This window comes from Saccharibacillus sacchari, assembly GCF_037722395.1.
Taxonomy (GTDB): Bacteria; Bacillota; Bacilli; order Paenibacillales; family Paenibacillaceae; genus Saccharibacillus; species Saccharibacillus sacchari_A.
This window is the reverse complement of record NZ_JBBKAR010000003.1, coordinates 20,284-46,661: the sequence shown is the minus strand read 5'-3', so window position 1 is coordinate 46,661 and position 26,378 is coordinate 20,284. Positions and strand designations below refer to the sequence as shown.

General features: G+C 45.4%; 23 protein-coding genes. All 23 read right to left on the bottom strand.

Annotated features, from left to right (window positions below; translation table 11 throughout):
• Window positions 1-85: 85 nt before the first annotated feature.
• Complete coding sequence (locus WKI47_RS01965; RefSeq protein ID WP_340225511.1) at window positions 86-304, bottom strand: DNA-directed RNA polymerase subunit beta; 219 nt, start codon at window positions 302-304, stop codon at window positions 86-88.
• 98 nt (window positions 305-402) lie between these two features.
• Window positions 403-1,209: a flagellar hook-basal body protein gene (locus WKI47_RS01960; protein ID WP_340225510.1), complete on the bottom strand. Its 807-nt coding sequence runs from the start codon at window positions 1,207-1,209 to the stop codon at window positions 403-405.
• Between the two features lie 16 nt (window positions 1,210-1,225).
• Window positions 1,226-2,104, bottom strand: a complete 879-nt coding sequence (locus tag WKI47_RS01955) for a flagellar hook-basal body protein (protein ID WP_340225509.1) — start codon at window positions 2,102-2,104, stop codon at window positions 1,226-1,228.
• Between the two features lie 159 nt (window positions 2,105-2,263).
• Window positions 2,264-3,262, bottom strand: a complete 999-nt coding sequence (locus tag WKI47_RS01950; protein WP_340225508.1) for a rod shape-determining protein — start codon at window positions 3,260-3,262, stop codon at window positions 2,264-2,266.
• 192 nt (window positions 3,263-3,454) lie between these two features.
• Window positions 3,455-4,804, bottom strand: a complete 1,350-nt coding sequence (gene murA / locus WKI47_RS01945) for a UDP-N-acetylglucosamine 1-carboxyvinyltransferase (RefSeq protein WP_340225507.1) — start codon at window positions 4,802-4,804, stop codon at window positions 3,455-3,457.
• A 173-nt stretch (window positions 4,805-4,977) separates the two neighbouring features.
• The gene (locus WKI47_RS01940; RefSeq protein WP_340225506.1) at window positions 4,978-5,232 is read right to left on the bottom strand and encodes a DUF1146 family protein; all 255 of its coding nucleotides are present in this window, start codon (window positions 5,230-5,232) and stop codon (window positions 4,978-4,980) included.
• 332 nt (window positions 5,233-5,564) lie between these two features.
• Entirely contained in the window at window positions 5,565-5,987 is a 423-nt protein-coding gene (locus tag WKI47_RS01935; protein WP_340225505.1) for a F0F1 ATP synthase subunit epsilon, read from the bottom strand.
• 26 nt (window positions 5,988-6,013) lie between these two features.
• A complete protein-coding gene (gene atpD / locus WKI47_RS01930; protein ID WP_340225504.1) occupies window positions 6,014-7,414 on the bottom strand; it encodes a F0F1 ATP synthase subunit beta in 1,401 nt (466 codons plus the stop codon).
• Between the two features lie 24 nt (window positions 7,415-7,438).
• The gene (atpG, locus tag WKI47_RS01925) at window positions 7,439-8,302 is read right to left on the bottom strand and encodes an ATP synthase F1 subunit gamma (RefSeq protein WP_340225503.1); all 864 of its coding nucleotides are present in this window, start codon (window positions 8,300-8,302) and stop codon (window positions 7,439-7,441) included.
• Between the two features lie 185 nt (window positions 8,303-8,487).
• Window positions 8,488-10,002, bottom strand: a complete 1,515-nt coding sequence (gene atpA / locus WKI47_RS01920) for a F0F1 ATP synthase subunit alpha (RefSeq protein WP_340225502.1) — start codon at window positions 10,000-10,002, stop codon at window positions 8,488-8,490.
• Window positions 10,003-10,020: 18 nt separating this feature from the next.
• On the bottom strand, window positions 10,021-10,566 hold the full coding sequence (locus tag WKI47_RS01915) for a F0F1 ATP synthase subunit delta (protein ID WP_340225501.1): 546 nt from the start codon (window positions 10,564-10,566) through the stop codon (window positions 10,021-10,023).
• The gene (atpF, locus tag WKI47_RS01910; RefSeq protein ID WP_340225500.1) at window positions 10,563-11,048 is read right to left on the bottom strand and encodes a F0F1 ATP synthase subunit B; all 486 of its coding nucleotides are present in this window, start codon (window positions 11,046-11,048) and stop codon (window positions 10,563-10,565) included. The genes WKI47_RS01915 and atpF overlap by 4 nt, the downstream gene beginning before the upstream one ends.
• Window positions 11,049-11,202: 154 nt before the next feature.
• Window positions 11,203-11,427 (bottom strand): F0F1 ATP synthase subunit C, encoded by a 225-nt coding sequence (gene atpE / locus WKI47_RS01905; RefSeq protein WP_340225499.1) that lies wholly within the window; start codon window positions 11,425-11,427, stop codon window positions 11,203-11,205.
• 128 nt (window positions 11,428-11,555) lie between these two features.
• Window positions 11,556-12,371, bottom strand: a complete 816-nt coding sequence (atpB, locus tag WKI47_RS01900) for a F0F1 ATP synthase subunit A (RefSeq protein ID WP_340225498.1) — start codon at window positions 12,369-12,371, stop codon at window positions 11,556-11,558.
• On the bottom strand, window positions 12,364-12,819 hold the full coding sequence (locus tag WKI47_RS01895; protein ID WP_340225497.1) for an ATP synthase subunit I: 456 nt from the start codon (window positions 12,817-12,819) through the stop codon (window positions 12,364-12,366). The genes atpB and WKI47_RS01895 overlap by 8 nt, the downstream gene beginning before the upstream one ends.
• A gap of 268 nt (window positions 12,820-13,087) precedes the next feature.
• Window positions 13,088-14,260, bottom strand: a complete 1,173-nt coding sequence (gene wecB / locus WKI47_RS01890) for a non-hydrolyzing UDP-N-acetylglucosamine 2-epimerase (RefSeq protein WP_340225496.1) — start codon at window positions 14,258-14,260, stop codon at window positions 13,088-13,090.
• 156 nt (window positions 14,261-14,416) lie between these two features.
• Window positions 14,417-15,046 (bottom strand): uracil phosphoribosyltransferase, encoded by a 630-nt coding sequence (upp, locus tag WKI47_RS01885; protein WP_340225495.1) that lies wholly within the window; start codon window positions 15,044-15,046, stop codon window positions 14,417-14,419.
• 211 nt (window positions 15,047-15,257) lie between these two features.
• The gene (locus WKI47_RS01880; RefSeq protein WP_340225494.1) at window positions 15,258-16,421 is read right to left on the bottom strand and encodes a cytochrome P450; all 1,164 of its coding nucleotides are present in this window, start codon (window positions 16,419-16,421) and stop codon (window positions 15,258-15,260) included.
• 41 nt (window positions 16,422-16,462) lie between these two features.
• Entirely contained in the window at window positions 16,463-17,773 is a 1,311-nt protein-coding gene (locus WKI47_RS01875) for a hypothetical protein (RefSeq protein WP_340225493.1), read from the bottom strand.
• Between the two features lie 35 nt (window positions 17,774-17,808).
• Window positions 17,809-18,633, bottom strand: a complete 825-nt coding sequence (rfbD, locus tag WKI47_RS01870; protein ID WP_340225492.1) for a dTDP-4-dehydrorhamnose reductase — start codon at window positions 18,631-18,633, stop codon at window positions 17,809-17,811.
• Between the two features lie 48 nt (window positions 18,634-18,681).
• A complete protein-coding gene (locus WKI47_RS01865; protein WP_340225491.1) occupies window positions 18,682-19,902 on the bottom strand; it encodes a glycosyltransferase in 1,221 nt (406 codons plus the stop codon).
• A gap of 26 nt (window positions 19,903-19,928) precedes the next feature.
• Window positions 19,929-20,813 carry an alpha/beta hydrolase gene (locus WKI47_RS01860; protein ID WP_340225490.1) on the bottom strand — a complete coding sequence of 295 codons (885 nt, stop codon included), beginning with the start codon at window positions 20,811-20,813 and terminating at the stop codon, window positions 19,929-19,931.
• A gap of 13 nt (window positions 20,814-20,826) precedes the next feature.
• Window positions 20,827-26,376: an alpha/beta fold hydrolase gene (locus tag WKI47_RS01855; RefSeq protein WP_340225489.1), complete on the bottom strand. Its 5,550-nt coding sequence runs from the start codon at window positions 26,374-26,376 to the stop codon at window positions 20,827-20,829.
• Between the last annotated feature and the right edge of the window lie 2 nt (window positions 26,377-26,378).

The following is a 26,378-nucleotide window of genomic DNA, read 5'->3' as shown; positions in this document are numbered from 1 at the left end:
GAAAAAGAGCCGCTCCCAGATCCCAATGGTCCAAGAACGGCTCTTCTGTATCTCACTGATTCCCACAGGAATAGGAAGCCAAATCTTAAGGAGCAAAGACAAGGTCGAATACATGCATCCATGTCTCCGGCTTAAACGCCTCTTCCAGCTCCTGCTTCCCGATATAGACATAACCGAAGACCAAACCTCCGGCCAGACAAATTGCGAAAAAAAGCAGAAAAAGAATAAACCGCAGCAATCTTCTGCCAAATGTTCGTTTACGACGCACAGGTACTTCGCTTTGCTCGTCCATCACCTTTTCCACTTCCAACCCTCCTTGCTGCAAAGTCCGAAGCCCCGGCGAAAATACCGGGGCTTCGGACGACTTCATTTTACAAGCTATGCGCTTGTATGAATATTCAATTATTGACGAATTCCGTTTGCCAATGTTGCCATAGTATCGCTGGATGTCAGCGCCTTGGCGGCCAATTGGTAAGCACGCTGAGCTTGGAGCAACTCGGTCATCTGCGCGGTCATGTCTACGTTGGATTGTTCGAGATATTGTTGTCTCACCTGAGCGGTTACGCCAGTGTTCGTCAGCACGTCGGCTTCGTTCGTGCCGGCCGCCAAAACGAATACGTTTCCGTCCGTTTGAACAAGTCCTTCGGAATGATTAACGCGCGCCAGCGAAAGCTGGCCGGCGGCTGTGCTTGTACCGTTAGCGTTCAACGCGCGAACCGTACCGTCGCTGTCCACTTGCAGCTTCGAAGTAGCCGGAATACGAATCGGTTGTCCGTTCGTGCCCATAACCGGATGTCCCTGATTGGTCATCAGGTAGACGTTCTGCGTATCGGCGCCCATCGAAGCCAATTGGAAGCCGCCTTCGCGCGTCCAGGCTTTCTCGCCGTTCACCTGAATCTCGAACAGCGCGTTGCCTTCGATCGCAAGATCGGACAGGCTGCCTGTTTCCTTCAGCGGTCCTTGTGTCAGATCGACGGTCACTTCGCTCATCCGGGCACCGAAGCCCAGGTTGAAGCCCGCGTCTGTGCGTCGTCCGTCCAGTTGGAAAGAATCGCCTTGGCTCTGCACGCGAGTCAGTACATCCTGAAAGTTCCCTTGTTTGGCTTTGTAACCGACAGTATCCAGGTTCGCGATGTTATCCGAAATCAAGTCGAGCTTACGCTGAAGGCCGTTCATGGTCACCGCAGCACTGATCATCGAGTTATTCATGAATATGCCCCCTTAATTAGACTCTTCCGACTTCGTTAACGGCTTTCTCCAAGCTTTTATCGTAGAATTGGACGACTTTCTGGTTCGCTTCGTAGGCACGCAGCGCAGCTGTCAGATCCACCATCGATTGGGCGGCATCCACAGTAGACCGTTCCAGGAATCCTTGCTTGACTTCGATCGCATCATTGTTGGTCGCCGCGCGGAGCGAAGCTGCTCCCTGCGTCTTTTCCGCAAACAATCCTTCGCCGTCGCGAGTCAACTCGTTCGGTTTCTCGGCAACCGTGATCCCGATCCGTCCGGATGCGGCGCCTGTCGCTTTATTGAAAATCGTTCCGTTCTCGCGTACCCAGTAATCGTCCATCGATCCGGTCAGCACGATCGGTTGTCCGTCCTGGCCCAGCACGTTCTGGTTCATCGAAGTGACGAGGCGTCCGTCCGACGTCAGGTGCATATCGCCATCGCGGGTGTAGCCGGTTCCTCCAGCAGGGTTCGCCACGTTGAAAAAGGCTTGCGGCTTATAGACCGTCTGTCCGTTTGCCTGAGTAGCTTTGCCCGAAGCGTCGAACGCAATATTGCCGCCTTGAGGATTCGCGACCTGGATATCGGAAATCAGTGCGAGGTCATCCGACGAATTGGACTCCGTTATATCGCCTTGCACCATCATCGAAATGCTTTCTTCGGCAAATACGCCCGTGTTCAGCTTGCCGACCTGACGATTGTCGCGGCCCTGATCCCCGTTTTGCAGAGCGACCATGACTTCCGGGAATGAACGCGCCACACTCTCCACCTGCTTGTAACCTGTCGTGTTCAAGTTGGCGATGTTCTGTGTAACCGTGTCATGTCTGTGCTGCTGCGTCATCATGCCTGCAGTCGCCGTATATAATCCTCTCAGCATTCGATGTTTTCCCCTTTCCGATATCGCGGATGCGGTCTATAGCCGTCTGTAAAAATCCAAGGTGTCTTTGTCCGTGTCCTAATAACCGGCGCCTTCAAAAAAGCCCCTCCGGCCTTGTCTTCTATATATCGGCAGATTCAAAAATTTGTTGAGAGAAAATCAGAATTTTTTCTTGGCTGTTTTGTCGAGGTGGTCCAGCATCTTCTGCGTGCCTTTAACTACGCAGTGCATAGGGTCCTCAGCCGTCCAGACCGGTACTCTCAATTCCTGTGCCAACAGATCATCCAGACCATGTAACAGAGCGCCTCCGCCTGTAAGGACAACGCCGCGATCAATGATGTCTGCCGACAATTCCGGTGGTGTACGTTCCAGCACCGACTTGGCGGCACTCACGATTAACGCCACAGACTCGTCCAGCGCTTCCTTGACTTCTGCTGATGTGACAGAGATCGTGCGTGGCAGACCGCTGACCATATCGCGTCCACGGATATCCACTTCAGCTTCACGGCCGTCCGGGTGAACCGAAGCAATATTGATCTTCAGATCCTCCGCCGTGCGTTCGCCGATCAGCAATTTATATTTGTTTTTGATATAACGAATAATCGATTCATCGAAAGTGTCACCCGCTACCTTGATCGAAGAAGACGTTACGATATCGCCCATCGACAGTACCGCTACGTCAGTCGTACCTCCGCCGATATCGACGACCATATTGCCGCTTGGCTGATAAATGTCCATGCCCGCGCCGATCGCTGCGGCTTTTGGTTCTTCTTCCAGATAAACGTCTTTCGCTCCGGTACGCTGGGCCGCTTCACGGATTGCTTTTTGCTCAACGGACGTGATATTGGTTGGCGCGCAGATCAAAATCCGCGGATTGCTGTACCAGCTTCTTCCGCCCACTTTATTGATGAAGTAACGCAGCATCGCTTCCGTAATGTCGAAGTCTGCGATAACGCCGTCGCGCAGCGGCCGCACCACTTCGATATTGCCCGGCGTGCGTCCTACCATGCGACGAGCTTCCTCGCCTACGGCCAGAACGCGCTTGGACTCTCTCTCCACCGCCACAACCGACGGTTCATCGATGACGACTCCCTTACCTTTTACATAAATCAGCACGTTCGCCGTGCCCAGGTCGATTCCGATATCCTTGCTCAACATGTATTTTCGCGGCCTCCAGCATCCTTGTTTATTCGGCTTTTTCACTGCGCGCTCACGCCCGCCGTCCTGTAAACTACCAGCTTTTAACATACCATATTCATGGGGTGTACATCAACGGAAATTCACCGGAAAACACGGCTAAAAACACAAAAAATCCAAGTTCTCTCGAACTTGGATTTTTCAACCGAAAGCTTAAGCCCACGTTGGTTGTACATTGAACGCCGGTGCTTCCGCACGAGCTGGTGCTTCGGTTGTTACGGCCTCCGTAGAAGCAGCAGGCTCCGGCATGGAAACGCGCCAAATATCCGCGCCCAGTCCAACCAGCTTCTCCGTCAGATTGACATATCCGCGGTCGATGTGATGCGTCCCGCCGACTTCGGTCGTCCCCTCTGCGACAAGGCCTGCACAAATCAAAGCCGCACCTGCGCGCAGATCGGTTGCCGTCACTTTCGCTCCGACAAATTTGGTCTCGCCGCTGACGAACGAAGAACGTCCTTCAACCTTGATTTCAGCATTCATCAAACGGAACTGGTCCACATGCATGAAACGGTTCTCGAATACTGTTTCGGTTACCACGCTTGTTCCTGTAGAGCTGAGCAGCAGAGCCATCATTTGGGACTGCATGTCCGTAGGGAAGCCTGGGTAAGGCAATGTCTTGATATCCACTGCGCGAAGCGGCTTGTCCGCGATGACGCGAATGCCATTTTCGTCGGGGATAACCGTAACGCCCATCTCTTCCATCTTGGCAACAACCGGTCCCAGATGGTCTGCGATTGCGCCTTCTACGTACACGTCGCCACCCGTGATCGCTGCTGCTACCATATAGGTACCTGCTTCGATACGGTCAGGAATGACGGTATGCGGAGCGCCGACCAGCTTATCCACGCCTTCGATGCGGATTGTATCCGTACCTGCGCCGCGAACGACAGCTCCCATCGCATTCAGATAGTTTGCCAAGTCTACGATTTCCGGTTCTTTAGCCGCATTTTCGATGGTTGTCGTTCCGATCGCCATCGTTGCGGCCATCATGATGTTTTCCGTTGCGCCTACGCTGGCAAAATCCAAATAGATTTTAGCTCCGCGAAGTCTGCCGTCGCTTTTCGCTTCTACGTAGCCTTCGCCAAGCGTAACTTTCGCGCCCATGGCTTCGAAGCCTTTGAGATGTTGATCGATCGGACGCGTGCCGATCGCGCAGCCGCCAGGCATGGAAATACGGGTTTCGCCCAAACGCGCAAGCAGAGGCCCCATAACGAGGAACGAGGCACGCATTTTGCTTACCCACTCGTATGGCGCTTCGGATGAAGTCAGGTTTTGCGCATTTACACGGATGACTTCATCACGGTATGTAATGCCTGCTCCCAACGATTCTAAAACTTTATTAATGGTCATAACGTCATCAAGAGGAGGTGCATCGGAAATGATACTTTCTCCTTCTTGTCCTAAAAGACTGGCAGCGATGATAGGAAGCACCGAATTCTTGGCACCGCTAACTTTGACGGTTCCGGTCAATCGTTTGCCGCCGCGGACGATAAATTTGCTCATCTACGTATTCCCTCCGCGCGTTTAATTTGCGTTTAATTTTTTGTGTTTATAATTGGTGTTTGTGGTATTGTGCACATGCCGACCTGAAGGCCGGTTGGTCTTTTGAAAGAAATATAGCCAACAAGCCTAATCACTGATTAACCCAAGCGTTCCGACTTTAAACAATTTCGACTCTAGAATCCTGTCCGGAGCAACTGCGACCATCCGACGTAATCCAAAACAAAGTTCGCGACGAAATGCCCGAGCACGATCGCCAGCAGCACATGCAGCATTTTCCCCTGCGGACTCTGCGGATGGCGAATGATTACATCGAGCTTTAAATTCTGCAGCGCCCACCAGGCGAGGATAATACAGCCCAGTGACACAACCATAGACAGAATGCCGGAAACTCCGGTTTGCGAAAAAACGGCCAAGTTACTTTCAGCCATATTTCAAGCCCCTTTCATTCGTCCGGTCAGACCTTTGGTCCGCGTATCGATATTTTTGCGGACTCCTCTATAATACTGGGAAGTGCGCGAAGAATCCAGCACAATTCAAACAATTTTTGCAAAAAAGCGCCCATAACTTTCCTTCGAAGCTTATTAATTGGGTTTTGCTTGGTTGCTTAAAATCATGTAAGCGCTTTTCATTAAAAAGCCTCCCCTTTGCCGCCTTTTCCCTTTATCGGCAAACCGCTCTGGATCTTGAATCTTCTTTTCTATATTTCCGGGGAAATACAGCATACAAAAAAAGCCGGGCTCAAAAGAGACCGGCCTTGCGATTACTTATTGATGACGTCCGTAGCGTTCACGTCGATACGGGTCATTGCGCGCTTAAGCGCAAGTTCCGCCCGACGGAAGTCGACTTCGTCCTGATGCATTTTGCTGCTTTCGATCCGCAGCTCGGCTCTTTCCCTTGCGGCGCGGGCGCGATCTACATCGATGCGTTCCGGCAGCTCGGCGCTTTCGGCCAGTACGACCACTTTGTCGCGACGGACTTCCAGGAAGCCGCCGTGCACAGCGATATGCGAGCGTTTACCGTCATGCTGCACGGTAAGCGCGCCGATTTGAAGCGGAGCGACAGTTGCGATATGACCCGGCAAAACGCCCATATCGCCTTCTACGCTCTTGGCGATGATACTGGTGACCTCACCGGAGTAAATGAGACGCTCAGGCGTGACGATTTCCAGCAAAAAGGTGCTCACTTATATCCCTCCTCACCCTAAGTAGCTTACAGGGTTTTCGCTTTCTCGACGGCTTCTTCGATCGTGCCGACGAAGAGGAATGCCGCTTCCGGCAGACCGTCATGCTTACCGTCAAGGATTTCACGGAAGCTGCGGATGGTTTCTTTAACCGGTACGTAGCGTCCTTTGAGGCCTGTGAAAGCTTCGGCAACGTGGAATGGCTGCGACAGGAAGCGTTGGATCTTACGCGCACGAGCAACGATAACTTTGTCATCTTCGCTCAGCTCGTCCATACCCAGGATCGCAATGATGTCCTGAAGCTCGCGGTAACGGGCCAGGAGCTGCTTCACGCCTTGAGCCACTTCGTAATGCTCTTCGCCAACAACGTCCGGAGCCAGAATCCGCGAGCTGGAAGCCAGCGGGTCTACGGCAGGGAAGATACCCATTTCGGAGATTTTACGCTCCAAGTTAGTCGTTGCGTCCAAGTGAGCGAAAGTCGTCGCCGGCGCCGGGTCGGTATAGTCATCCGCCGGTACGTAGATCGCTTGGATCGACGTTACGGAACCTTTTTTGGTCGACGTGATCCGTTCTTGCAATTGACCCATTTCAGTTGCCAGTGTTGGCTGGTAACCTACGGCAGAAGGCATCCGGCCGAGCAGGGCGGATACTTCGGAACCGGCTTGGGTAAAGCGGAAGATGTTATCGACGAACAGCAGTACGTCGCGGCCTTCTTCATCGCGGAAGAATTCAGCCATTGTCAGACCCGTCAAGGCAACGCGCAGACGTGCGCCCGGAGGCTCGTTCATCTGACCGAATACCATGGCTGTTTTGCTGATAACGCCGGACTCTCTCATTTCATGGTACAAGTCGTTACCTTCGCGCGTACGTTCACCAACGCCCGCAAATACGGAGATACCGCCGTGTTCCTGTGCGATGTTATTGATCAGCTCTTGGATCGTAACGGTTTTACCTACACCCGCGCCGCCGAACAGACCGATTTTACCGCCTTTTGCGTAAGGAGCGAGCAAGTCGATAACCTTAATGCCGGTTTCAAGCATTTCAGCCTGCGTTGACAATTCGTCGAACGTCGGAGGCTGACGGTGGATCGGGTTATTTACCGGGGAAACCACGTCGCCGGCTTCGTCGATCGGTTCGCCAAGAACGTTAAATACGCGTCCCAGAGTGATTTCGCCGACAGGAACCGAGATCGGAGCTCCGGTGTCAACCGCTGCGCTTCCGCGCGTTAATCCGTCCGTGGAAGACATCGCGATGCAGCGCACCGTGTTGTCGCCCAGATGGTTCGAAACTTCCAGCGTCAGGTCGATCGCTTGACCGTTTTCGGTCACTTTTTTAACTTTGAGTGCATTCAGGATTTCCGGAAGCTGACCGCGTTCGAATTCCACGTCGACAACCGGACCCGTGATGCTGATGATGCGTCCTGTATTCATGCTTGGTTTTCCCTCCTACAAGCTTCAGCTTTGTGCGGCGCTCGCGCCGGCCACGATTTCGGTAATTTCCTGCGTAATGGCCGCTTGACGCGCCCGGTTGTATGTCAGCGTATATTCGTTGATCAGCTTGGATGCGTTTTTGGTAGCCGCGCCCATCGCCGTCATCTTCGCGCCGAGCTCGCTGGCTTTTCCTTCAAGCACGGCTTTGTAGATCAGCGTTTCCGCGTAACGCGGCAGTAGCTCGCTAAGCACCGCTTCGGCGGACGGTTCGAACTCGTACGACTGCATGGCGCCTTCGAAAGAAACAGGCTCCATCGGCAGCAGTCCTTCGATCTGAGGAATCTGCGTAAGCGCGTTGACGAATTGGTTATAACATAAGTATAGCGCGTCCGTGTGTCCCAGTTCGTAATCCTGGACAGCGCGGGCAGCAACCGTTTTGATGTCCGCGAAAGAAGGCGCGTCCGACAATTCCGTCACCGTCTCGGCGATTTCGATCCCGCGTCTGCGGAAATAGTCGCGTCCTTTGCGTCCGATCACGTAAAGCACGTACTCGTCCGGAGACGAATGACGGTCGCGAAGCTCGTTCGACACGCGGCGCAAAATGTTCGCGTTGTAACCGCCTGCCAGACCGCGGTCGGACGTGATCACGAGATAAGCGGTTTTGCGTGCCGCGCGTTTTTCGAGCATCGGATGACGAATCCCCGTGCTCGCGGACGCGATGCTTGCCACCACTTCGCGCAGTTTTTCCGAATACGGACGAGCCGCTTCGGTTTTCTCTTGCGCGCGGCGCAGCTTGGAAGCCGCTACCATCTCCATCGCTTTGGTGATCTGACGGGTGTTTTGTGTACTTTTGATCTGCCGTTTGATCTCGCGTATTCCTTTAGCCATATGGGTTCACCTCCAGACTTTGCGAAGCAAAGTCACTTCGTAAGCATCTATCCGAACATTTTCTTGATTTATGAAGGAAGCCTGCCCCGAGCCGTAAGCGCAAAGCCGCTCTTCCCTGACGGGAAGGACGCGGCTTCACCCTTTCGAAGCCGGAAAGCTTCTGCTGAAGATTCGCGAGAGTCCGGTTAAGCCGTCGTCGCAAATCCTTTTTTGAATTGTTCGATCGCCGCAACCAGCGCTTTTTCGTTATCCGACGTCAGATCTTTCGTCTGTACGATCGAATCGAGAATCGCAGTGTGTTCGGACGTCATGAATGCGAGGAATTCGCGTTCGAAACGACGAACGTCGGCCACCGGAATATCGTCGAGCAGGCCTTTGACGGCCGTGTACAGGCTCACGACCTGTTGTTCGACGGACAGCGGCTGGTTCACGCCCTGTTTCAGAATCTCCATCATCCGTGCGCCGCGGTTGAGGCGGGACAGCGTGGATTTATCGAGATCCGAACCGAACTGCGAGAAAGCTTGCAGTTCGCGGTATTGCGCCAGGTCCAAACGCAGGGTACCGGCGACTTTTTTCATCGCTTTGATCTGCGCGGAACCGCCGACGCGGGATACCGAGATGCCGACGTTGATCGCCGGACGTTGACCGGAATAGAATAGATCCGATTCCAGGAAGATCTGACCGTCGGTGATCGAGATCACGTTCGTCGGAATGTAAGCCGATACGTCGGAAGCTTGAGTCTCGATAAACGGCAGAGCCGTCAACGAGCCGCCGCCGCGAGCATCGCTCAGTTTGGCTGCGCGTTCCAACAGACGGGAGTGCAGATAGAAGACGTCGCCCGGATAAGCTTCCCGGCCCGGAGGACGGCGAAGCAGCAAGGAAAGTTCGCGGTAAGCCGCGGCTTGTTTCGACAAGTCGTCGTAGATGACCAGCGCGTGCTCGCCTTTGTACATGAAGTACTCGCCCATCGCGCAGCCCGCATAAGCGGAAATGTATTGAAGAGGAGCCGGATCGGATGCCGATGCCGTTACGACGATCGTGTAGTCCAGCGCGCCGTTGCGACGCAGCGTTTCCACGACTTGCGCGACGGTAGACTGTTTCTGTCCGATCGCCACGTACACGCACTTCACATTGTTGCCTTTTTGGTTCAGGATCGTATCGATCGCGATCGTTGTTTTACCGGTTTGACGGTCGCCGATAATCAACTCGCGCTGACCGCGGCCGATCGGAACCATGGAGTCGATCGCTTTGATGCCGGTTTGCATCGGCTCATGTACCGATTTACGGTCGATAACGCCCGGTGCCGAACCTTCTACAGGACGGAAATGCGGCGTTTCGATCGGGCCTTTGCCGTCAACCGGCTGTCCGAGCGGGTTCACGACGCGTCCCAGCAATGCTTCGCCTACAGGCACTTCCATGATGCGGCCTGTGCGTTTCACTTGGTCGCCTTCGCGAATGTCCGTGTAAGGACCCAGGATAACGATACCGACATTGTCTTCTTCAAGGTTGAGGGCCATGCCCATCACGCCGTTGGAGAATTCCAGCAGTTCGCCCGACAATACGTTATCGAGACCGTGTGCGCGTGCAATACCGTCGCCGACTTGGATAACGGTTCCCACTTCGGCGACTTCGATTTCGCTTTGATACTGTTCAATCTGGCTTTTAATCAGCGTGCTGATTTCATCAGGTCTGATACTCAAGTGGTTTCCCCCCTGTCACTATGCTTGTCGTTCGAAAGACTTCTCAAGACGGGCCAATTTGCCCGCCAGGCTTCCGTCGTACAGCGTGTTGCCGATCACGACTTTGGCGCCGCCCAGCACGCTTTTGTCCACGATGTTGGTAATGGTAATCTTTTTGCCGGTCAGCACGCCGAAGCGTTCTGTCGCGGCGGCCTTTTCCTCTTCGGTCAAAGGGAAAGCACTGTATACGGTAGCGTCGGCCAAGCCGAGCGCTTCATTGGAAATATGCTCGTAACTCTCGCGCAGTTCGCCGAACAGTTGCGTCCGGCCCCGTTCGATCAATAAGTCGACCGTACGGATTACCGGAACGGACACGCGGCCTTCAAAAGCGCTGTTCAGCACTTTCTTTTTGTTTTCCGCGGATACACCGGGCGAAGCTACGAACTTACGCAGGGCCGGATCGGACGCGAAAGCTTCCGTGATGGCGCGAAGCTCGGCCTGAGTCTCGGCGACTTTGCCTTCGGCAAACGTCACTTCGAACAGCGCGCGCGCATAACGTTTCGCGACCAGCGTGTCGCGGCTCATGATTTCGTCCCTACGTCTTTCAGATACTGGTCGACCAGGCCTTCGTTCGATTTCTCGTCGATTTCCTTCTCGATCAGCTTGGAAGCGATCTGTACGGAAACGCGTCCGACTTCGCCGCGCAGAGCGGCCATCGCTTTGTTCTTCTCGCTTTCGATATCGCGCAACGCTTCGTCTTTCAAACGCACGGATTCTTCTTTCGCCTGCGCGATCAATTGATCGGCTTGCTTGCCGCTTGTCTGTCTGGATTGCTCGATAATATCGTAAGCGTCTTTGCGCGCTTGTTGCAGCGCTTCTTTTTGCTGTTCTACGTAAGCGGCAGCTTCTTCGCGTGTGGCCGAAGCTTCATTCAACTGGCCAAGTACCAGCTCGCGGCGCTTTTCCATCACGGACATCAGAGGTCCGATCGCATAGCGGCTGAGCAGCCAGTATAAAATACCGAACGAAATCAATGTTACAACTGTAGAAGTCCATACAAACTGCACCAAGATCACTCCTTTCCATACTTCTAAATCACTTATTTATTTGTGTTTAGATTTAATACAGTCACAAAACAAATCCACTCTTGTAAAAAAATACAGTTCAAAAAGAAGGCGTGGAGGCTACTGCCGTCCCCGCCATAAAGTTCCGCATAAAAATTTAAGCTGCCGACCAGAAGATGAAAGCAAGAACGACACCGATAATCGGCAGTACTTCGACCAACCCTACACCGATAAACATAGTTGTTTGCAATGTCGATTTAGCTTCCGGCTGACGAGCGATTCCTTCTACGGTTTTACTAATGATCAAACCGTTACCAATGCCTGCGCCTAAAGCGCCCAATCCTACTGCAATTGCAGCTGCAATAAATGCCATAACTCCCATTTAAAGTAACCCTCCTTAGTGTGTATACATCTGATTTATTAGCAGTTCGCAATTTTCAAAAAACGATTGCCAACTTTTAACCTATGTGTGCCAATCCAAGTCACTTAAAAAATCCAAACTCAAAACATTTAATGATCTTCTTGGGGATCGATTTTCTGGGATATGTAAACCATAGCCAGAATCATGAACACAAATGCTTGGATTGCTCCTATAAACAAGCTAAATCCTTGCCAAGCCATCATCAAAGGAATTGAGGCGATCCAACCCACTGCATTTACAGCAGCAAGTTTCAAAATAACACTGATTAGAACTTCGCCAGCAAAGATGTTAGCGTAAAGGCGCATGCCATGCGTCAACAAACTTGAAGCTTGCTCAATCAGATTGATCGGCAACAAAGCAGCAAACGGTTTAACGTAATGCTTAAAATAAGACTTTGTATTCCGTGAAATTCCTAGGAAATGCACCATGAAGAAGATAAGTCCGGCTAACCCCATTGTGACGGAAATGTCGGCAGTAGGAGATTTCCAAAATGCTACTTCTACATGCGGATGTGCATTTCCAGAAGCGGCGGCTGCGTTAAATGCATCGACCACCGGAACTATTGGACGGCCAAATATGGTAGCATCTTCAACATGCTCATACCCGAAAACAATCCCGAAAGGAAGTCCTAAGAGATTACTCACAAAGATAAACATAAGCAAAGTTACACCAAGCGTAATAAAGGGACGGCCTTTTTTCAAATCCATTGTAGCAGCGATCTGATTCTGTACGAATTCAATAATCCACTCCAAAAAATTTTGAAATTTGCCTGGATTTTCTACTGACATATTGCGCGTAGCTAACTTTGAAATCACGAAAACAACTAAGCAACTCACAAATAACATGGTGATAATCGATATGTCGAATTGAATACCACCAAGCTCAATGATTGGACTTTTATGCATCCTTTTTACTCCTTTCCTCAAGTGATCCTACAGCATCCTGGCGTTTCTTTTGAAAGTAAGCCATTTCTTCTTTGGAACTCTTTATGTTAAAGGTTATCCCTAAGACCAAAAGTATCAGAGGTGCAATCACGATACACGCTAACAACACTTGTAAATTCACTTCATATGGAAATTCTATAGCAACTACAACTGTTCCAATCGCTGCAATTACACGCCATGAAAAACCGATTCCTCCACGATATTTACGTCCCTCGGCCGCAGCATCAGTTAATTTTTTGACCTTGTAACCTAGGTAATACATGCTTATACAACTGATACTTACTCCAAAAACGATCCCGAGCAATACGGGATGATGGTGTGGAGCAATCAGCATCCATATGGCACCCATCAATAGCACTGTGTACGTTATGCGCGTTAACCAACGCATGTACCTCGGCAATTCATCCATATGAATCCCTCCACAATTTAGCGTATTGAATTTAAAATGTCACACGCTTTAAGAAAAATTCAAAGCGCCTGGATTTTCACCTACCTCCGTTCGAACCGCATAAGTATGATTCAAATGCAATTAGTGAAAATGATTTAATTTAGATCGAGCTTTTAAAAAAATATCTTTTCCCTAAAAAAAACAGAAGATATTTTTTTGAAATACAGATTATATCTCTTTGAAAGCGTATTAACCGTACAGTTATACTGTATACTGTCTAGCTAGTAAATCACAATGCGACTTCAGAATTATTTGTGTCCATTGTGTGAAATTCTTCAGGCTGTTCCGCTTTTACGCCGAAACTATGAAGAATCGCATTGACAATCCTTTGCGAAGCTTTGCCGTCTCCATACGGGTTGGCGGCTCGGCTCATGGATTCATACAAAGTTGTATCGCTCAATAAGGCTTGGGTCCGTGTATACACCTTCTCTTCTTCAGTTCCCACCAGTTCAAGCGTTCCTGCTTCAATGCCTTCTGGCCGCTCCGTTGTATCACGCAGGACGAGAACAGGTACACCGAATGACGGCGCTTCTTCCTGTAGCCCACCGGAGTCCGTAAGAATCAGATGAGTATGCGGATAAAAATTGTGCAGATCCACAACGTCCAGCGGATCGATGAGCGAAATGCGCGGATGATCGCCGAGGATTTCGCGAGCCGGCTCTTGGACTGCGGGACTCAGGTGAACCGGATACACAATCGCCACGTCCTCGAACTCGTCAGCGATCCTTTTCACCGCACGAAAGATGTTACGGTGAGGTTCACCTTGCGATTCGCGACGATGCGCTGTCATAAGAATCAGTCTTTTTCCCTTGGCCCATTCTAGCACTGGATGATTGTAATCAGGCTGCACGGTATATTGAAACACATCCGTAACGGTGTTGCCTGTGACAAAAACGCTTGACTTCGACTTATTCTCTTTTTCAAGGTTACCCGCCGACCACGAAGTCGGAGCGAAATGCAGATCGGCGATTACTCCGGTCAATTGACGGTTCATCTCTTCAGGATAAGGGGAAAGCTTGTTCCAGGTACGAAGTCCCGCTTCCACATGACCTACCTTGATCTGCTGAAGGAAAGACGCATAGCTTGCTAAGAATGTAGTCAACGTATCTCCGTGCACCAATACGATGTCAGGCTTCACTTCGCGCAGCACGGGCTCCAATCCTTGAAGTACGCGGGTGGATATCTCGTTTAACGTCTGTCGATCCTTCATCACGTCCAGATCGTAATCCGGCTTAATCTTGAATACGTCGAGCACTTGGTCAAGCATCTGACGATGCTGAGCGGTTACGCAGACGATTGATTCGATCTCATGTGGGTATTTTTCCAATTCAAGAATCAACGGAGCCATCTTGATCGCTTCTGGACGTACGCCGAATATCGTCATTACCTTAATTTTTTCCATTCCTTGTTGTCTCACCCTTCCTTCGGCATCCGGCCGCTTAAGAGGCGAATTGACGGATGCATTATATAATTCTTTCATCAGTGATTTCTTAATTAAATAGAGTTCTCTTTTAATCTGTCACGCCAAAGCTACCTAGCTGCTTTTGAAAAGCCAAAACTATTTTGTGCCGTAAAGACGGTCTCCTGCATCTCCTAATCCTGGTACAATGTAGCCATGTTCGTCGAGTTTCTCGTCGAGCGCTGCTACGTAGATGTCTACGTCAGGATGTGCTTCTCGAACAGCCTTGACGCCTTCCGGAGCTGCGATCAGATTCATCATCTTGATTTGCGTGCAACCGCGCTTTTTGAGCACGTCGATAGCCGCGATCGCGGAACCGCCTGTTGCCAGCATCGGATCGATGACAATCAGTTCGCGCTCCTGAACGTCTGTTGGCAGCTTCACATAGTATTCGACCGGTTGCAGCGTATGCGGATCGCGGAACAGGCCAACATGCCCCACCTTTGCTGCTGGCAGGAGCATTAATATGCCATCTAACATACCGAGGCCTGCACGCAATATCGGAATCAAACCAAGCATGCGTCCAGAAATAATTTTACCTTCTGCATGTACTACAGGTGTTTCCACTGGCACCGAAACTAACGGTACATCTCTTGTAAGTTCATACGTCATCAAGGTAGCGACTTCATTTACCAATTCTCGAAAATCCTTAGTATTCGTGTTGACATCTCTAATGAACGTCAACTTGTGTTGGATCATAGGATGATCGCAGATAACCAATTTCCCCATAGCTTTCCCTCCAAAATCTTATTTAATAAATTGATCTTTTTTTCATATCTCCCAGTTGCGTATTATATCATCAATCTGTTCAACTTTCATTACTCGCTTCGTCGGCTTGCAAAGTTTGAGAATAATAACTCGATTTTGTACAGGGGAAGACCTTCTTTATTCAGAAATAGATTTTTGCGGATTTCGTGTCCTCAAATTTGAATATTAAATTTTAGTACAAATAAAGTTCTTTTAACCCATACACAAAGGGACTATCAATAGGGGTAAGTGAACGTTTAGTATCAATAACTTTTCCAGGAAGAAGATGCAGTACCCGAGCAATCGCTATCTCAGCTTCTACTCTTGCTAGGGAAGAGCCCAAACAAAAGTTGTCCCCCTTGCTAAAAGCTAAATGTGGATTTGGTTTGCGCTTTAAAATAAATGAACTTGCATTTGTAAAACGATTCTCGTCACGATTAGCGGAACCGATCCAAGCTACTACATAATCTCCCTGCTTGAGATAAACGTCTCTAATAACTACATCCTTCTTTACAACACGGTTCATAGCTTGTACAGGTGATCGATACCTAAGAGTTTCTTCAACCAAAGCACTTACAAGAGAAGGATTTTCTTTAACTTCTTCTGCAATTCCTTTTTCTTGCAACATACAATACAAGCCATTAGTAATTAAATGGGTCGTTGTCTCACTGCCTGCGAACAATAACAAGACACAAAAACTTAGTATGTCCTCTTTTGTCAAAACCGAATTGACTTTCCTTGCTTTTATTAATGTAGATATTACGTCTTCTTCAAGATTTTTTTCTTTTTTCGAAATAATATTCGAAAAATAATCCATCAATTCCAAGGTCGTTTTCTGCTTCAGAGCGACCTTTAATTTTCGTTCTTCAGGGGATTGTCCTATTGGGTTTTCAGCTAAGATTTCTGCTTTTTCTTTGAACATAAGTTGTTCAGATGAAGGGATTCCCATCAAATCGGCTATCACTAAAATCGGGAGAGGAGAGGAAAGACTCTGTACAATATCCATAGAAGAATCATTTTTTGAGGAGCTTATCAATTTGTCTGCAATATTTTCTATTCTTTCGCTCCATTTCTTAGAAGCAGTTGGAGTGAACGCATCGTTGACAGCGGATCGCATGAGAGCATGTTTTTCTAAACTAGCCTGGCCCCCAGAATGATCGGGACGATGCATAGCAAAATGTTCTCGATCCACGAGTACTGCTTTTACGTCATCGTATAAGAAAAGATCCCAAGTATTGCGATCCTCATCAAAAGCCACCGGACTATGGGTTCTCATTTTGTCGTACCACACAAAAGGTTCGAAATCATTTGATAATTGACTGGATTTTTTCAAATAGCTATCCCATGCATTCTGCACAGATTTCCCTCCTTTTGACCTACTTGTTTCTTCAAACGTGGCTACGCTATTTCTAGAATTAATTCAGCAGCTATCGTATTCAATAAAAGCTCAACTTCTCGCATTGAAGTCATTAAAGAGTCATACGTTACAGTAAAGGTTATTTTCTGGTTATAACAACTTACCCCTAACATAAAACTTGGTGCTTGAACGTACGGAGAAACCAAATAGGCATCCTCTACTACTACTTCTCCCAAAAACAATTTTTCTGAAAATAAAATTCCAAAATTGGATAAAATAGGATCCCTGCTTTTGTTTAAACGCATTAAGCTCATTGATTCTCGAAAATATTCTTTTAAATCTTTATATTTTTTATTCCCTAAAAATTCAAACGTCTTTAAACCTTCAACACCCATTTTATTTTTTTTCATTTCGCTTGTTTTATCTTGCACTCGAGAGAGAGTCGTTTCAAAAGAATCATGTGAGGATATCTCCACATAAACTTTCTCAGAGCTGGCCAAGTTACAAATCAACTCTTCTTGATAATCCGAAAAGTATTTTCTCATGTCTAAAGTCAGATCTATACCTAGCTGTCCACTACCATATTTCCCAGTTATAGAACATAAAGATCGATAATAAGCAGCAAGAATCACATCATTTATTGTAGCCTTCTTATCTTTAGCGTATCGGTGAAGTGATGCATAAAAATCTTCATTTAACCTGAGAATGGAGATTTCGATGTTCTTTCTGCTTTCTTCGATCGAATTGTTTTTTAACGGAAAAAGCCATTCAGCATTAAGTGGTGCAGTGCCTAAAATTCTATTTTCAACTTCAGATCCACTGCTCAAATACTTAGAGATAGCACCTTTTCCTCTATCCCCCTCTTTTAAAGAAAACTTAAAATCTATATCTTCCTTACACAAAGATGTATAGGTAGAAGTGAACATCTGAAGATACTTTTTCAATCCAGCTCCATCACAATAAGTGTGTTGAACTTTGATGCAAATGACATCATGAGTTCCTCTAAAAATTTTCATTCTTACCTGTGGCGATTTCCAAGTACTTTCAACTTCCAACATATAAGCCTTGATCTTCTTCTCTAGTTCCCTTGCATCTTCTAAAAGTTCAAATTCAAAGTATTCCCCTTCCTGCTTTCCTGCCTCCCATGCGACGTCCCCTTGTGTCTCAGTTAGCTTACAATTCATTATAGGATACATTTGGAATATATATTTTTGAGTCAATGAAATGAGATTTAAGTCAACTATTCCTGAACAGTATAGAACACTATGAATTTGATTATTTGAAAACAAAGAATTCACCTTATCTTGCGGCAAAACAGGAAATTGCGTCTCAATTCCATGTCTCATTTTCATCACCCTTTCCGTCTGAACTTATGTATGATTATAATTTATGAATTGTTGATAAATTGGCTTAATGCTTCATTCCAAGGTTTGAGAATCCCGAAACCTTGATTGATTGCATTCTTCTGTTCCAGCACACAATGAGTAGGTCGGCATACCTTAGAGTCGCTTTCCGCATCGATTATTTTTTCCTCTAGATTATCCACACCCAATAAACTTGCAATATGTCTGTAATACTGACGCTTAGTACAACTTCCTTGACTTGTAATATGGTAGATCCCGTGACTTTTAGTTTCTATCATGTTCATGATCACTTTTGCCAGATCAGTCGTAGAAGTTGGTGTACCTATTTGCTTGTCACTAACCTTTATGCCTCCTGCTGAATTTATAATATTTAATACCGTACGAATGAAATTCTCACCATACAACCATGAAGTCCGAATAATCCAGTATCGAGAATGAAAAAGTTCAACGTAAAACTCTCCGCCCAACTTAGTTTCACCATAGACATTCAAAGGTCTAGGCTTATCGAGCTCATGATATCGCTCTTTCTGTCCATCGAAAACATAAGCAGAGCTAATATATACCAAGCCAGCTCCAACTTTTTCTGCAGCGACGGCAATATTTCGGGTGCCATATGTATTGACTAAATAGGCTTTGTGAGGGTTCTCTTCAGCAGCATCAATACCACTAATAGCCGCTGAATGAATGACAATGTCTGGGCGTAAGCTAGTTATTACTTCATTTACTCTATGATAATCTGTAATATCCAGTTCTTTCCGAGAAAAAGAATGGACTTGATGCTTGCACCCGAGTATAGAGGCTACTGATTTACTCAGTTGCCCTTCAGCTCCAGTAACTATAATTAACACTATTGGTTCCCCCTTTCTCATTCTATTTCGCTCTGTTTATCAACAATATTATTTAAAAGAAATTCCTTCTAAAAATTGTTCAATACCATCTTCTCGTTGCATCAACTCCCCAACCCTTTTTGATTCTCTTTTTATGGTTTCATCTGTTGTGACTTGTTCAATTGCTTGCAAAAGCTTCTCCGCTGTTAGTTTAGATCTGGGAATAGGGCTAGACCCTAACTTCTTCTTAACTATGGTATCTCCCCATCTGTACTGATCCATGGCATGTGGAACAATAATTTGAGGCACGCCTGACCTAGCCGCACAATGAGTGGTACCTGCACCTCCATGGTGAATCACAGCCACCATCTTAGGGAACATCTTTAGATAAGGAGCAAAGTCAATAATCTTAACGTTTTCATTTTCCAAGCCAACGCCTAAATCAGCCCACCCTTTTGAAATGATGAAGCGATGGCCGCTTTTTTGAATAACTTCGTTCAGCATTGCTTTCGTCTGTAAAGAATTTGGATCTGTGCTACTCCCAAAACCAATAAAGATAGGCGGGGACCCTTTTTCTATAAATTCGCAAACCGAAGGCTCGATCTCTGCTTCTTCCAAATGCCAATATCCCGTTTGCATATAATTATATTGAGGATAAGTTTTTACTTTTTGTAGAAGAGGATCGGCTGGAATGATTAAGTCATTTAGTAAATGGAATCGAATATCTTTTATCGGCTGCAAAGCTAGCTTTCTTCTCTCTTCGTTGAGTGTGTTAAGCAAGATGCGATTTTGAAAGACTCCTTCTCCCCACCATAGAAATCGATTCAACCATGGTGGGTTATTTAGTGAATTGACAAGTAGGGGAGCATACTCGTTAGAGGGCAGTACTTGTGGAATAGCGATGGATAGCTTAAATGGAATTTGACGGTATTCAGCCACAGATTTTGCAGCGTAAATTAATCCTGAGGCTATTAACATATCAGCATCTTTTGTAACTCGTATCAAATCTTTAATATGCCTTTGTACTTGCTCTTTCAGTATACTGATTGTTAATCTCATGATTCGAATTGGATTCTTACCCATGATTTTATCTGCATGTTCTGTCAATAATGCCTGGAAGTCAATCCCAATGGGGATGAATTCAAACCCTAAGCTCTTTACAAATTTTTCATTGTTAGGAGGGGCACAAATCGTGATTTGATTTCCTGATTTCATAAGTCTTTGTCCTATAGCCAAGATAGGGAGCAAATCTCCGTTTGACCCCTCGCTGGCGAGCACGATTTTTCTCATTTTCTTACTTCCCCCCGTGTTAAAAATCAGTCTTTTGTCCGCATGAACTCCAAGATTTTAAAATTCACAATCTCGGGTGTCTCCATATTCATGAAATGACCACTCTTTATACGCTCTGTTGTAACCCCCTGGATATAAGACTGTGCACGTTGGATTGTTTTTTCGATGTTTTGAGTGGGATCCTTATCTCCAACTACAATATGTACTGGGCACTTAATCTGAGACAATTCTTCGTTTTTGAAAAGATAGGGCCAAACCCTTTTGCCCTTCTGGACATGAGAATGTGGATTCCCCCACACAGCTCCAGCAACTATTTGTTCATAAAATTCTGTCTGCGGATGAAAGCGTTCATCAAACATCCAATGCATAAGTTTGGAAATAAACTGGGGGCGAGAAGAAACGACAGAGTTAACGATGAGCTTAGCAACGTAAAACCCATTTATATTTGAGATTCCCATAGAAGGACTCATAATAAACAGTTTTCCGACACGTTCAGGTCGAAGGATCGCAAAATTCAACGCCATTAGAGCTCCGTACGAAATACCAACAATAGAGGCTGTGTTGACTTTAAAATGATTTAATACTTCTTCCAGCCAATCTGCGTATTCTTCACGTGTATTTGGAAATCGTGTTACTTTTGTACGATTTTTATCGCCTAATATATCCACTGCATAGACTCTGAAGCATTCAGATAGTTCAGCTATATTCGTATACCACATGGTGGAACTAAACTCATGCGCATGCAACAAAATCAAAGGCGGAGAGCTGGGTTTTCCACTTACTAAAACATGGGTTTCTCCGAATGTCGTGGTAACCCTTTCAGATGCAAATTCTGTTTTCCAAAGAGTTAATGTCTTGTCGTAAGCTTTGTAATACGAATTTTCTAATTCTTCAACAGATACTTTCTTCATTCTTTGTCTCCTTCTAATCTAGGGTTCTTTTGATGAATTGCTCCACCAACTCATTAAACTCTTGAGGATGTGTAATGAAAGGCGCGTGACCTGAATCTTTTATTTCATGATCTTCAGCTTTGGGGAGCTTTAGTAGCAGTTGGTTCACTTGATCGTCTTCTACGATCGAATCCTTTTCCCCATGTACGATAAGAGTAGGGATGCAAATCTCTTGAAGAATATCTTCTGTAGTAAGCTCCTCATAAATATAATCGAAGTACACGGATATAGAAGGATTTATTTGATGACTTTTTTCAATAATCTCGAATCGATCGTGGTAACCAATTTGCTTGAAGTCCATTTCTAATTTATCCTTTATATCCATGTCTTTTATTATACGATAAAAGCCTCCAACAATGATCAATGATGCTATTTTTTCTGGATATTCTTTTGCCAACCATTGACCAACTAATCCCCCCCATGAAGAAGAGACAATGTGAACAGGATCATTTACACCGATTTTCTCTAATACGTATGCAAATTTCCGAGCAATTCCTTCCGGTGTTAAATCAGTCTTCCCAACAGATAATCCACAACCGGGTAAATGCATGATAATTAACTGATACTTTGTTGACCAAGCTTCAATTTGATAAGTGAATTGTGGTGCTGTCAATGCAAATCCAGTGATAAGAAGTAAAGGAGCTCCTTTCCCAATAATTACAGTTTCGATTTTCTCCCCTTCTAAGTTCTCAATTAAAAGATGGAGCATTTTAGGTTTGTCTTTTTCTTCTTCCAACATATGCTCTTTCACTAAACTAAAGGATTCTGTTTCTATACCGCCTTTTGCACGTATGTTAGCCCACTTCTCCAAAAACTTCTCAGAGGAATATTTTCCTGCTTCAAGGATTTCCAATTTACCCGTTGAAATTCCCCGAGTTTCCTTAGTAAGCGAATGCAAAGAATTTTCAAATTCATTGGACTCTATTATTGTATTTTGTTCAAGAGGCTCCAACTTAGTTTCTTCGATCAGATAAGTTATAAACCTTGACAGGGGTTTATATTTGAAAAATAAGTCCATTGTTATGTTCACTGGGAATTCTCTGTTTATTCTGTTTGAGAGTTCGGTTAGCGTTATGGAATCGAACCCCAGTTCATCCATTTCAGACTCTAAATTGACCCATCCTCTATCTTCTTTCAAAATGTCAGCGATAATGTCTATCACTTTGTCTTTCAAATCGACTGCTTGTAGATTCAAGCTATTTTTTTGTTGCTGTTCTTCATGTTGATTAAGTAAAATTTCTTTTTCATTAGAGTAAGAAGGCGAGTATTGCACTTCAGCAAAACTCTTTTTTATATTTGGTGTTTGGGGAATCCAATAACGCTCTCTAGCGAATGGATATGTTGGCAGAGGTACTTTTTGTATTTTTCGATCATACAAGGTATCCCAGTCAATAAAAAATCCTGAGGCCCACAACTTGCAGATTTTATCCATTTTTTTATTTTTGATAAGTGATTGAACGAAATCCGCACCTTCTGGCCCGCCAATAAGATCCCGTAGGCCGATTTTATCTTGCTTGAAGCTGTGGCCATAGATGATCTCTTCATTTTCATCGTCTTTATAGAACATCTCTAACTTTTGTCTCAAATCTTGGGCATCAGACACTAAAAATGCAAGCCTATGCTCCATAGCTGAACGCCCAGTTTGCAACGTATAGGTGAGGCGTCGAAGAGAAGCGCGATCATTTAGTTTTTCCAGGTCTAAGAAGCCCAAGAATGAATGAGCGTATTCTTTAAGAAGATTTTTCTCTCTTGCAGAAAGAACGAAGATGAAATGTTCATCTAACGACTCAACTTCTTTTTCTTTGACTTCATATTCTTCAAGCACAATGTGCGAATTCACACCGCCGATACCAAAAGAGCTAACTCCTGCTCTTCGAGGGAGCGAATTTTCAATATCCACTTCCCAATCAGAAACATCCGCATTAATTGCAAAAGGTGTGCCTTCCAACTGAATGTAGGGATTGCTAACTTTATAGTGAAGCGTAGCTGGGATTTTTTTATTCTTCATGCCCAGAACAACTTTAATAATTCCTGCTACTCCTGCAGCGGCTTCCAAATGCCCCATATTTGTTTTTAACGAACCGATCTTAATGTGAGGAAACTCAGAGAAAGCTTTCCCCTTTCCCTCATAAAGATGTTTGAATGCCTTTTTCAAAGCATCTATTTCAATAGGATCTCCTAAATTAGTGCCAGTTCCATGCGCTTCTATATAAGTGACTGTTTCCGGGTCGATATCTGCTTGCTCATACGCCTTTATTATGACCTCAGCTTGGGCATTAGGGTTCGGTGCTGTAAAGGAAGTAGCTCTTCCCCCGTGATTAATAGCTGAGGAGCGAATAACTGCATGGATTGGATCTTTGTCTTCTTCTGCTTTACTAAGACGCTTTAATACGAGTACGCCCACTCCTTCTCCTCGAACGTAACCATTTGCTTCTCGATCAAAGGTCTTACATCTCCCGTCTTCGCTTAACATTCCCGCCTTGCTTTGCATGATATATGGGTTGGGACTAACCATCACATTGATTCCACCTGCTAAAACCATATCTGATTGTCCTGAATAAATGGCTTCTATTCCACGATGGATGGCGACGAGAGAACTTGAACATGCGGTGTCAACAGGTTCACTCGGCCCATGAAGATTTAATAAGTAAGAAATGCGGTTTGTTAATGCCCATTGACTTACTGCTGTCGGAATACCGTTTTCAATCAACAACTCTTTATAATCGGAAGTACAGACACCCAAGAATACTCCTGTGTTGCTTCCTGATAAACGTTTTGCATCGTACCCTGCATTTTCTATGGCCTTCCAAGCCTGTTCTAAAACTATTCGTTCCTGCGGATCCATCATTTCCGCGTCCCTTCCTGATATGCCAAAAAAGTGAGGATCGAACTTATCGATCTCGCGCATGAATCCTCCCCATTTGATATTCGTCTTACCTGTTTCTGTTTGGGGATTGCCATAGTATTCTTTCCAATCCCAACGATCCTGGGGGATTTCAGAAATCATATCTCTGGAATTAAAAATGTTATCCCACAATTCTTCGGTATCTTGAGAATTCGGAAAAACCCCACTCATGCCAATAATAGCGATGGGCTCTTTCAGATAAGACTCTTTAATCGGATCAATACCAATGCTACTTTTTAATGACTTTAAATCATGCGGCTTTTTTGCGGGAATATCATCTCGTTCAGCTTTTTGAACGGATTGCTCTTCTTCTTGGGCATCGATGGTTTGCAAATCCTCTTTATTGTCCACTGTTTCGTAAAAGGCATGAACCGTTAATGGGTATTCCTTCAGCAAGTGTGCACTGATTGAATCGATGGTAGGAGTCCCATAAAAAAGAGTCGGATTTATGTCAATGTTAAAGAAGGTACTAATTTGACTAGCTAACTCTACAAAGGTAATCGAATCGTAACCATATTCGGTGAGACTCGTATCTAAGTCAATCTCCTTAATATTTAGGCCTATAACTTCAGCAGCCAGCTTACAAATATCTTTTTGAAAGTTTATAGGAGAATCGGTTGAATCGATCTGCTGTTCACTATGCAATCCGGAATCGCGTTCTTTTTCCAATACATTTTCTTCATAAGTTTCCTTGTGTTCTTGAATGAAAGAATAGTCTGATTCCTTTATTCCTTGCATAACACTCTCAATGATCGAGAGCAAAGTGGGAGTACCATAAAAAAGAGTCGGGCTAATCTCTACATAAAAAGACTCATTAATTCGATTAGCTAATTCAACAAAAGCGATAGAGTCATATCCGTACTCCGATAAACTGACTTCATCTTCTAATTCCCGAGGATCAATCTTGATTATGTCTGCAGCAATCAAAAGCACCTGTTTGCTTAAAGATTCCTTTAATGATGTTGGTTGTATGCCCTCATGCTCGCGAAGAGGAGTTTTGTTGTGCCGAGGCACTTTTTGTGCAGCATTATGATCGCTTTTAAGACTCTCTTTTGTTTGCCCCTTTTGTTCATACTCTAACCAGCTTCTTATTTTTTCAAAATCTCCTCCAAGAGCAATCAACTCGTGATAACTTGAGTTTAACGCCGCCTCAAAAACATATTGGCCGGTCGCTGCAGAGAATTCTTCCATTCCCGTTTTTTCATAAATATAAGCCGATTTTCTATCATCTAAATTCATCCCTCCTTCTTTCCATAAAGGCCAAGAAATAGAAACCGTACGTCCAGGTCTTTTTTGTTCTTTTCTATAATTAGAATAGTAATCTAAAAAACTATTTGCATATGCATAATCGCATTGTCCTACGTTTCCCATCTTTCCTGTTATGGAAGAAAACATTAAAAAATATTCAATAGGTTCTTCAAGTGTAGCCTCATCCAAGTAGATTGTGCCGTCAATCTTAGGTTTCAAAACAGCATGGAACGAATCTATCGTTTTATTAACTAAGAGACCGTCCTCTATAATGCCTGCTGCATGAATTACTCCTTTAACAGACTGGAATTTTTGCTTAGTCATATTAATCAGGTCTGTTACTTCAGCTTTTTTAGTAATGTCCGCTTGAATGTATACAGCGTCAGAGCCCAAGTTTTTCAGAGTTTGAAGCATTTTTTCTACATGTTCGTTTTTCTCAGAACGCCCTGTTAGCACTAGAGGGTCTTTCGTTTTCTTAGCCAAGTGTTGAGTGATAGTAAATCCAATGCTCCCAGCTCCGCCTGTTATAACGATAGCTCCTGGTTTATTTTCATCATTTCTCTCAACTATGCTTGGAGTCTCAATTTCTTGAATTTCATGAATCATTCTTCTTTCATTGGAGTAAGTGATTTCGGTATCTTCCGAAACACTTAATTCATTCAGGATTTCCCGATATATTTCACTTTTTTCATGCCATTTTTTTCTTTCCATATATTGAATGTCACACGTTTGAATGAATACGTTAGGACTTTCTTTCTTAACAGAGCGAGCAAAGCCACCTATGGCTTTGAAGTAAGGATCAACGTTTTCACCTGTATTTTCGTTAACTATTAAGATATGCAAAGATTTTTCGTGATAATTTCGCATCCATGTTTGCACTAATGTAAATAGCTCGAGAATTTGAGGTTGTTTATCTAACTTTTCTTCTCCAGAAAATCCTCTCCACTTCATTAAAAAAATCAACTTGGATTCTACTGAAGAGATCAGAGCTTCAAACAAATGATTTATATGCGAGACTGATAACAGGTTCGCTGTAAATTCCGTATTACTCTTTTGTAAAAAATCATTCTCATTCTTCACCCAATACAAGGTAGAAGGTTCTTTTTTTTCAGAAATAATAGCTAGCATACTGCGATAAAATTGCGGGTTATTGTCTAAGATAATTATGGGAGCCGTTACATTTAAAAGACTATTAGAACGATGTTTTGCCTTTTGATTAGATTGGAACCAAATCAATGGTTTCTCATCAAGTGATTTGTGGCTTTTTTGCTTTTTTTTCAATCGCTTTATGTATTCCATTCCTTCTTCGGGACTGAAAGTCCCTGATTTGATCCCTTCAACAATTTCTTTCATTGTAAGATGTTCAATCATAA

Bases quoted from the DNA above. Each gene is read 5' to 3' on its own strand.
- WKI47_RS01960 (WP_340225510.1), bottom strand. From the start codon at position 1,209: ATGAATAACTCGATGATCAGTGCTGCGGTGACCATGAACGGCCTTCAG.
- WKI47_RS01955 (WP_340225509.1), bottom strand. From the start codon at position 2,104: ATGCTGAGAGGATTATATACGGCGACTGCAGGCATGATGACGCAGCAG.
- WKI47_RS01950 (WP_340225508.1), bottom strand. From the start codon at position 3,262: ATGTTGAGCAAGGATATCGGAATCGACCTGGGCACGGCGAACGTGCTG.
- murA (WP_340225507.1), bottom strand. From the start codon at position 4,804: ATGAGCAAATTTATCGTCCGCGGCGGCAAACGATTGACCGGAACCGTC.
- WKI47_RS01940 (WP_340225506.1), bottom strand. From the start codon at position 5,232: ATGGCTGAAAGTAACTTGGCCGTTTTTTCGCAAACCGGAGTTTCCGGC.
- atpD (WP_340225504.1), bottom strand. From the start codon at position 7,414: ATGAATACAGGACGCATCATCAGCATCACGGGTCCGGTTGTCGACGTG.
- atpG (WP_340225503.1), bottom strand. From the start codon at position 8,302: ATGGCTAAAGGAATACGCGAGATCAAACGGCAGATCAAAAGTACACAA.
- WKI47_RS01915 (WP_340225501.1), bottom strand. From the start codon at position 10,566: ATGAGCCGCGACACGCTGGTCGCGAAACGTTATGCGCGCGCGCTGTTC.
- atpE (WP_340225499.1), bottom strand. From the start codon at position 11,427: ATGGGAGTTATGGCATTTATTGCAGCTGCAATTGCAGTAGGATTGGGC.
- atpB (WP_340225498.1), bottom strand. From the start codon at position 12,371: ATGCATAAAAGTCCAATCATTGAGCTTGGTGGTATTCAATTCGACATA.
- WKI47_RS01895 (WP_340225497.1), bottom strand. From the start codon at position 12,819: ATGGATGAATTGCCGAGGTACATGCGTTGGTTAACGCGCATAACGTAC.
- wecB (WP_340225496.1), bottom strand. From the start codon at position 14,260: ATGGAAAAAATTAAGGTAATGACGATATTCGGCGTACGTCCAGAAGCG.
- upp (WP_340225495.1), bottom strand. From the start codon at position 15,046: ATGGGGAAATTGGTTATCTGCGATCATCCTATGATCCAACACAAGTTG.
- WKI47_RS01875 (WP_340225493.1), bottom strand. From the start codon at position 17,773: ATGAAAATGAGACATGGAATTGAGACGCAATTTCCTGTTTTGCCGCAA.
- WKI47_RS01865 (WP_340225491.1), bottom strand. From the start codon at position 19,902: ATGAGAAAAATCGTGCTCGCCAGCGAGGGGTCAAACGGAGATTTGCTC.
- WKI47_RS01860 (WP_340225490.1), bottom strand. From the start codon at position 20,813: ATGAAGAAAGTATCTGTTGAAGAATTAGAAAATTCGTATTACAAAGCT.
- WKI47_RS01855 (WP_340225489.1), bottom strand. From the start codon at position 26,376: ATGATTGAACATCTTACAATGAAAGAAATTGTTGAAGGGATCAAATCA.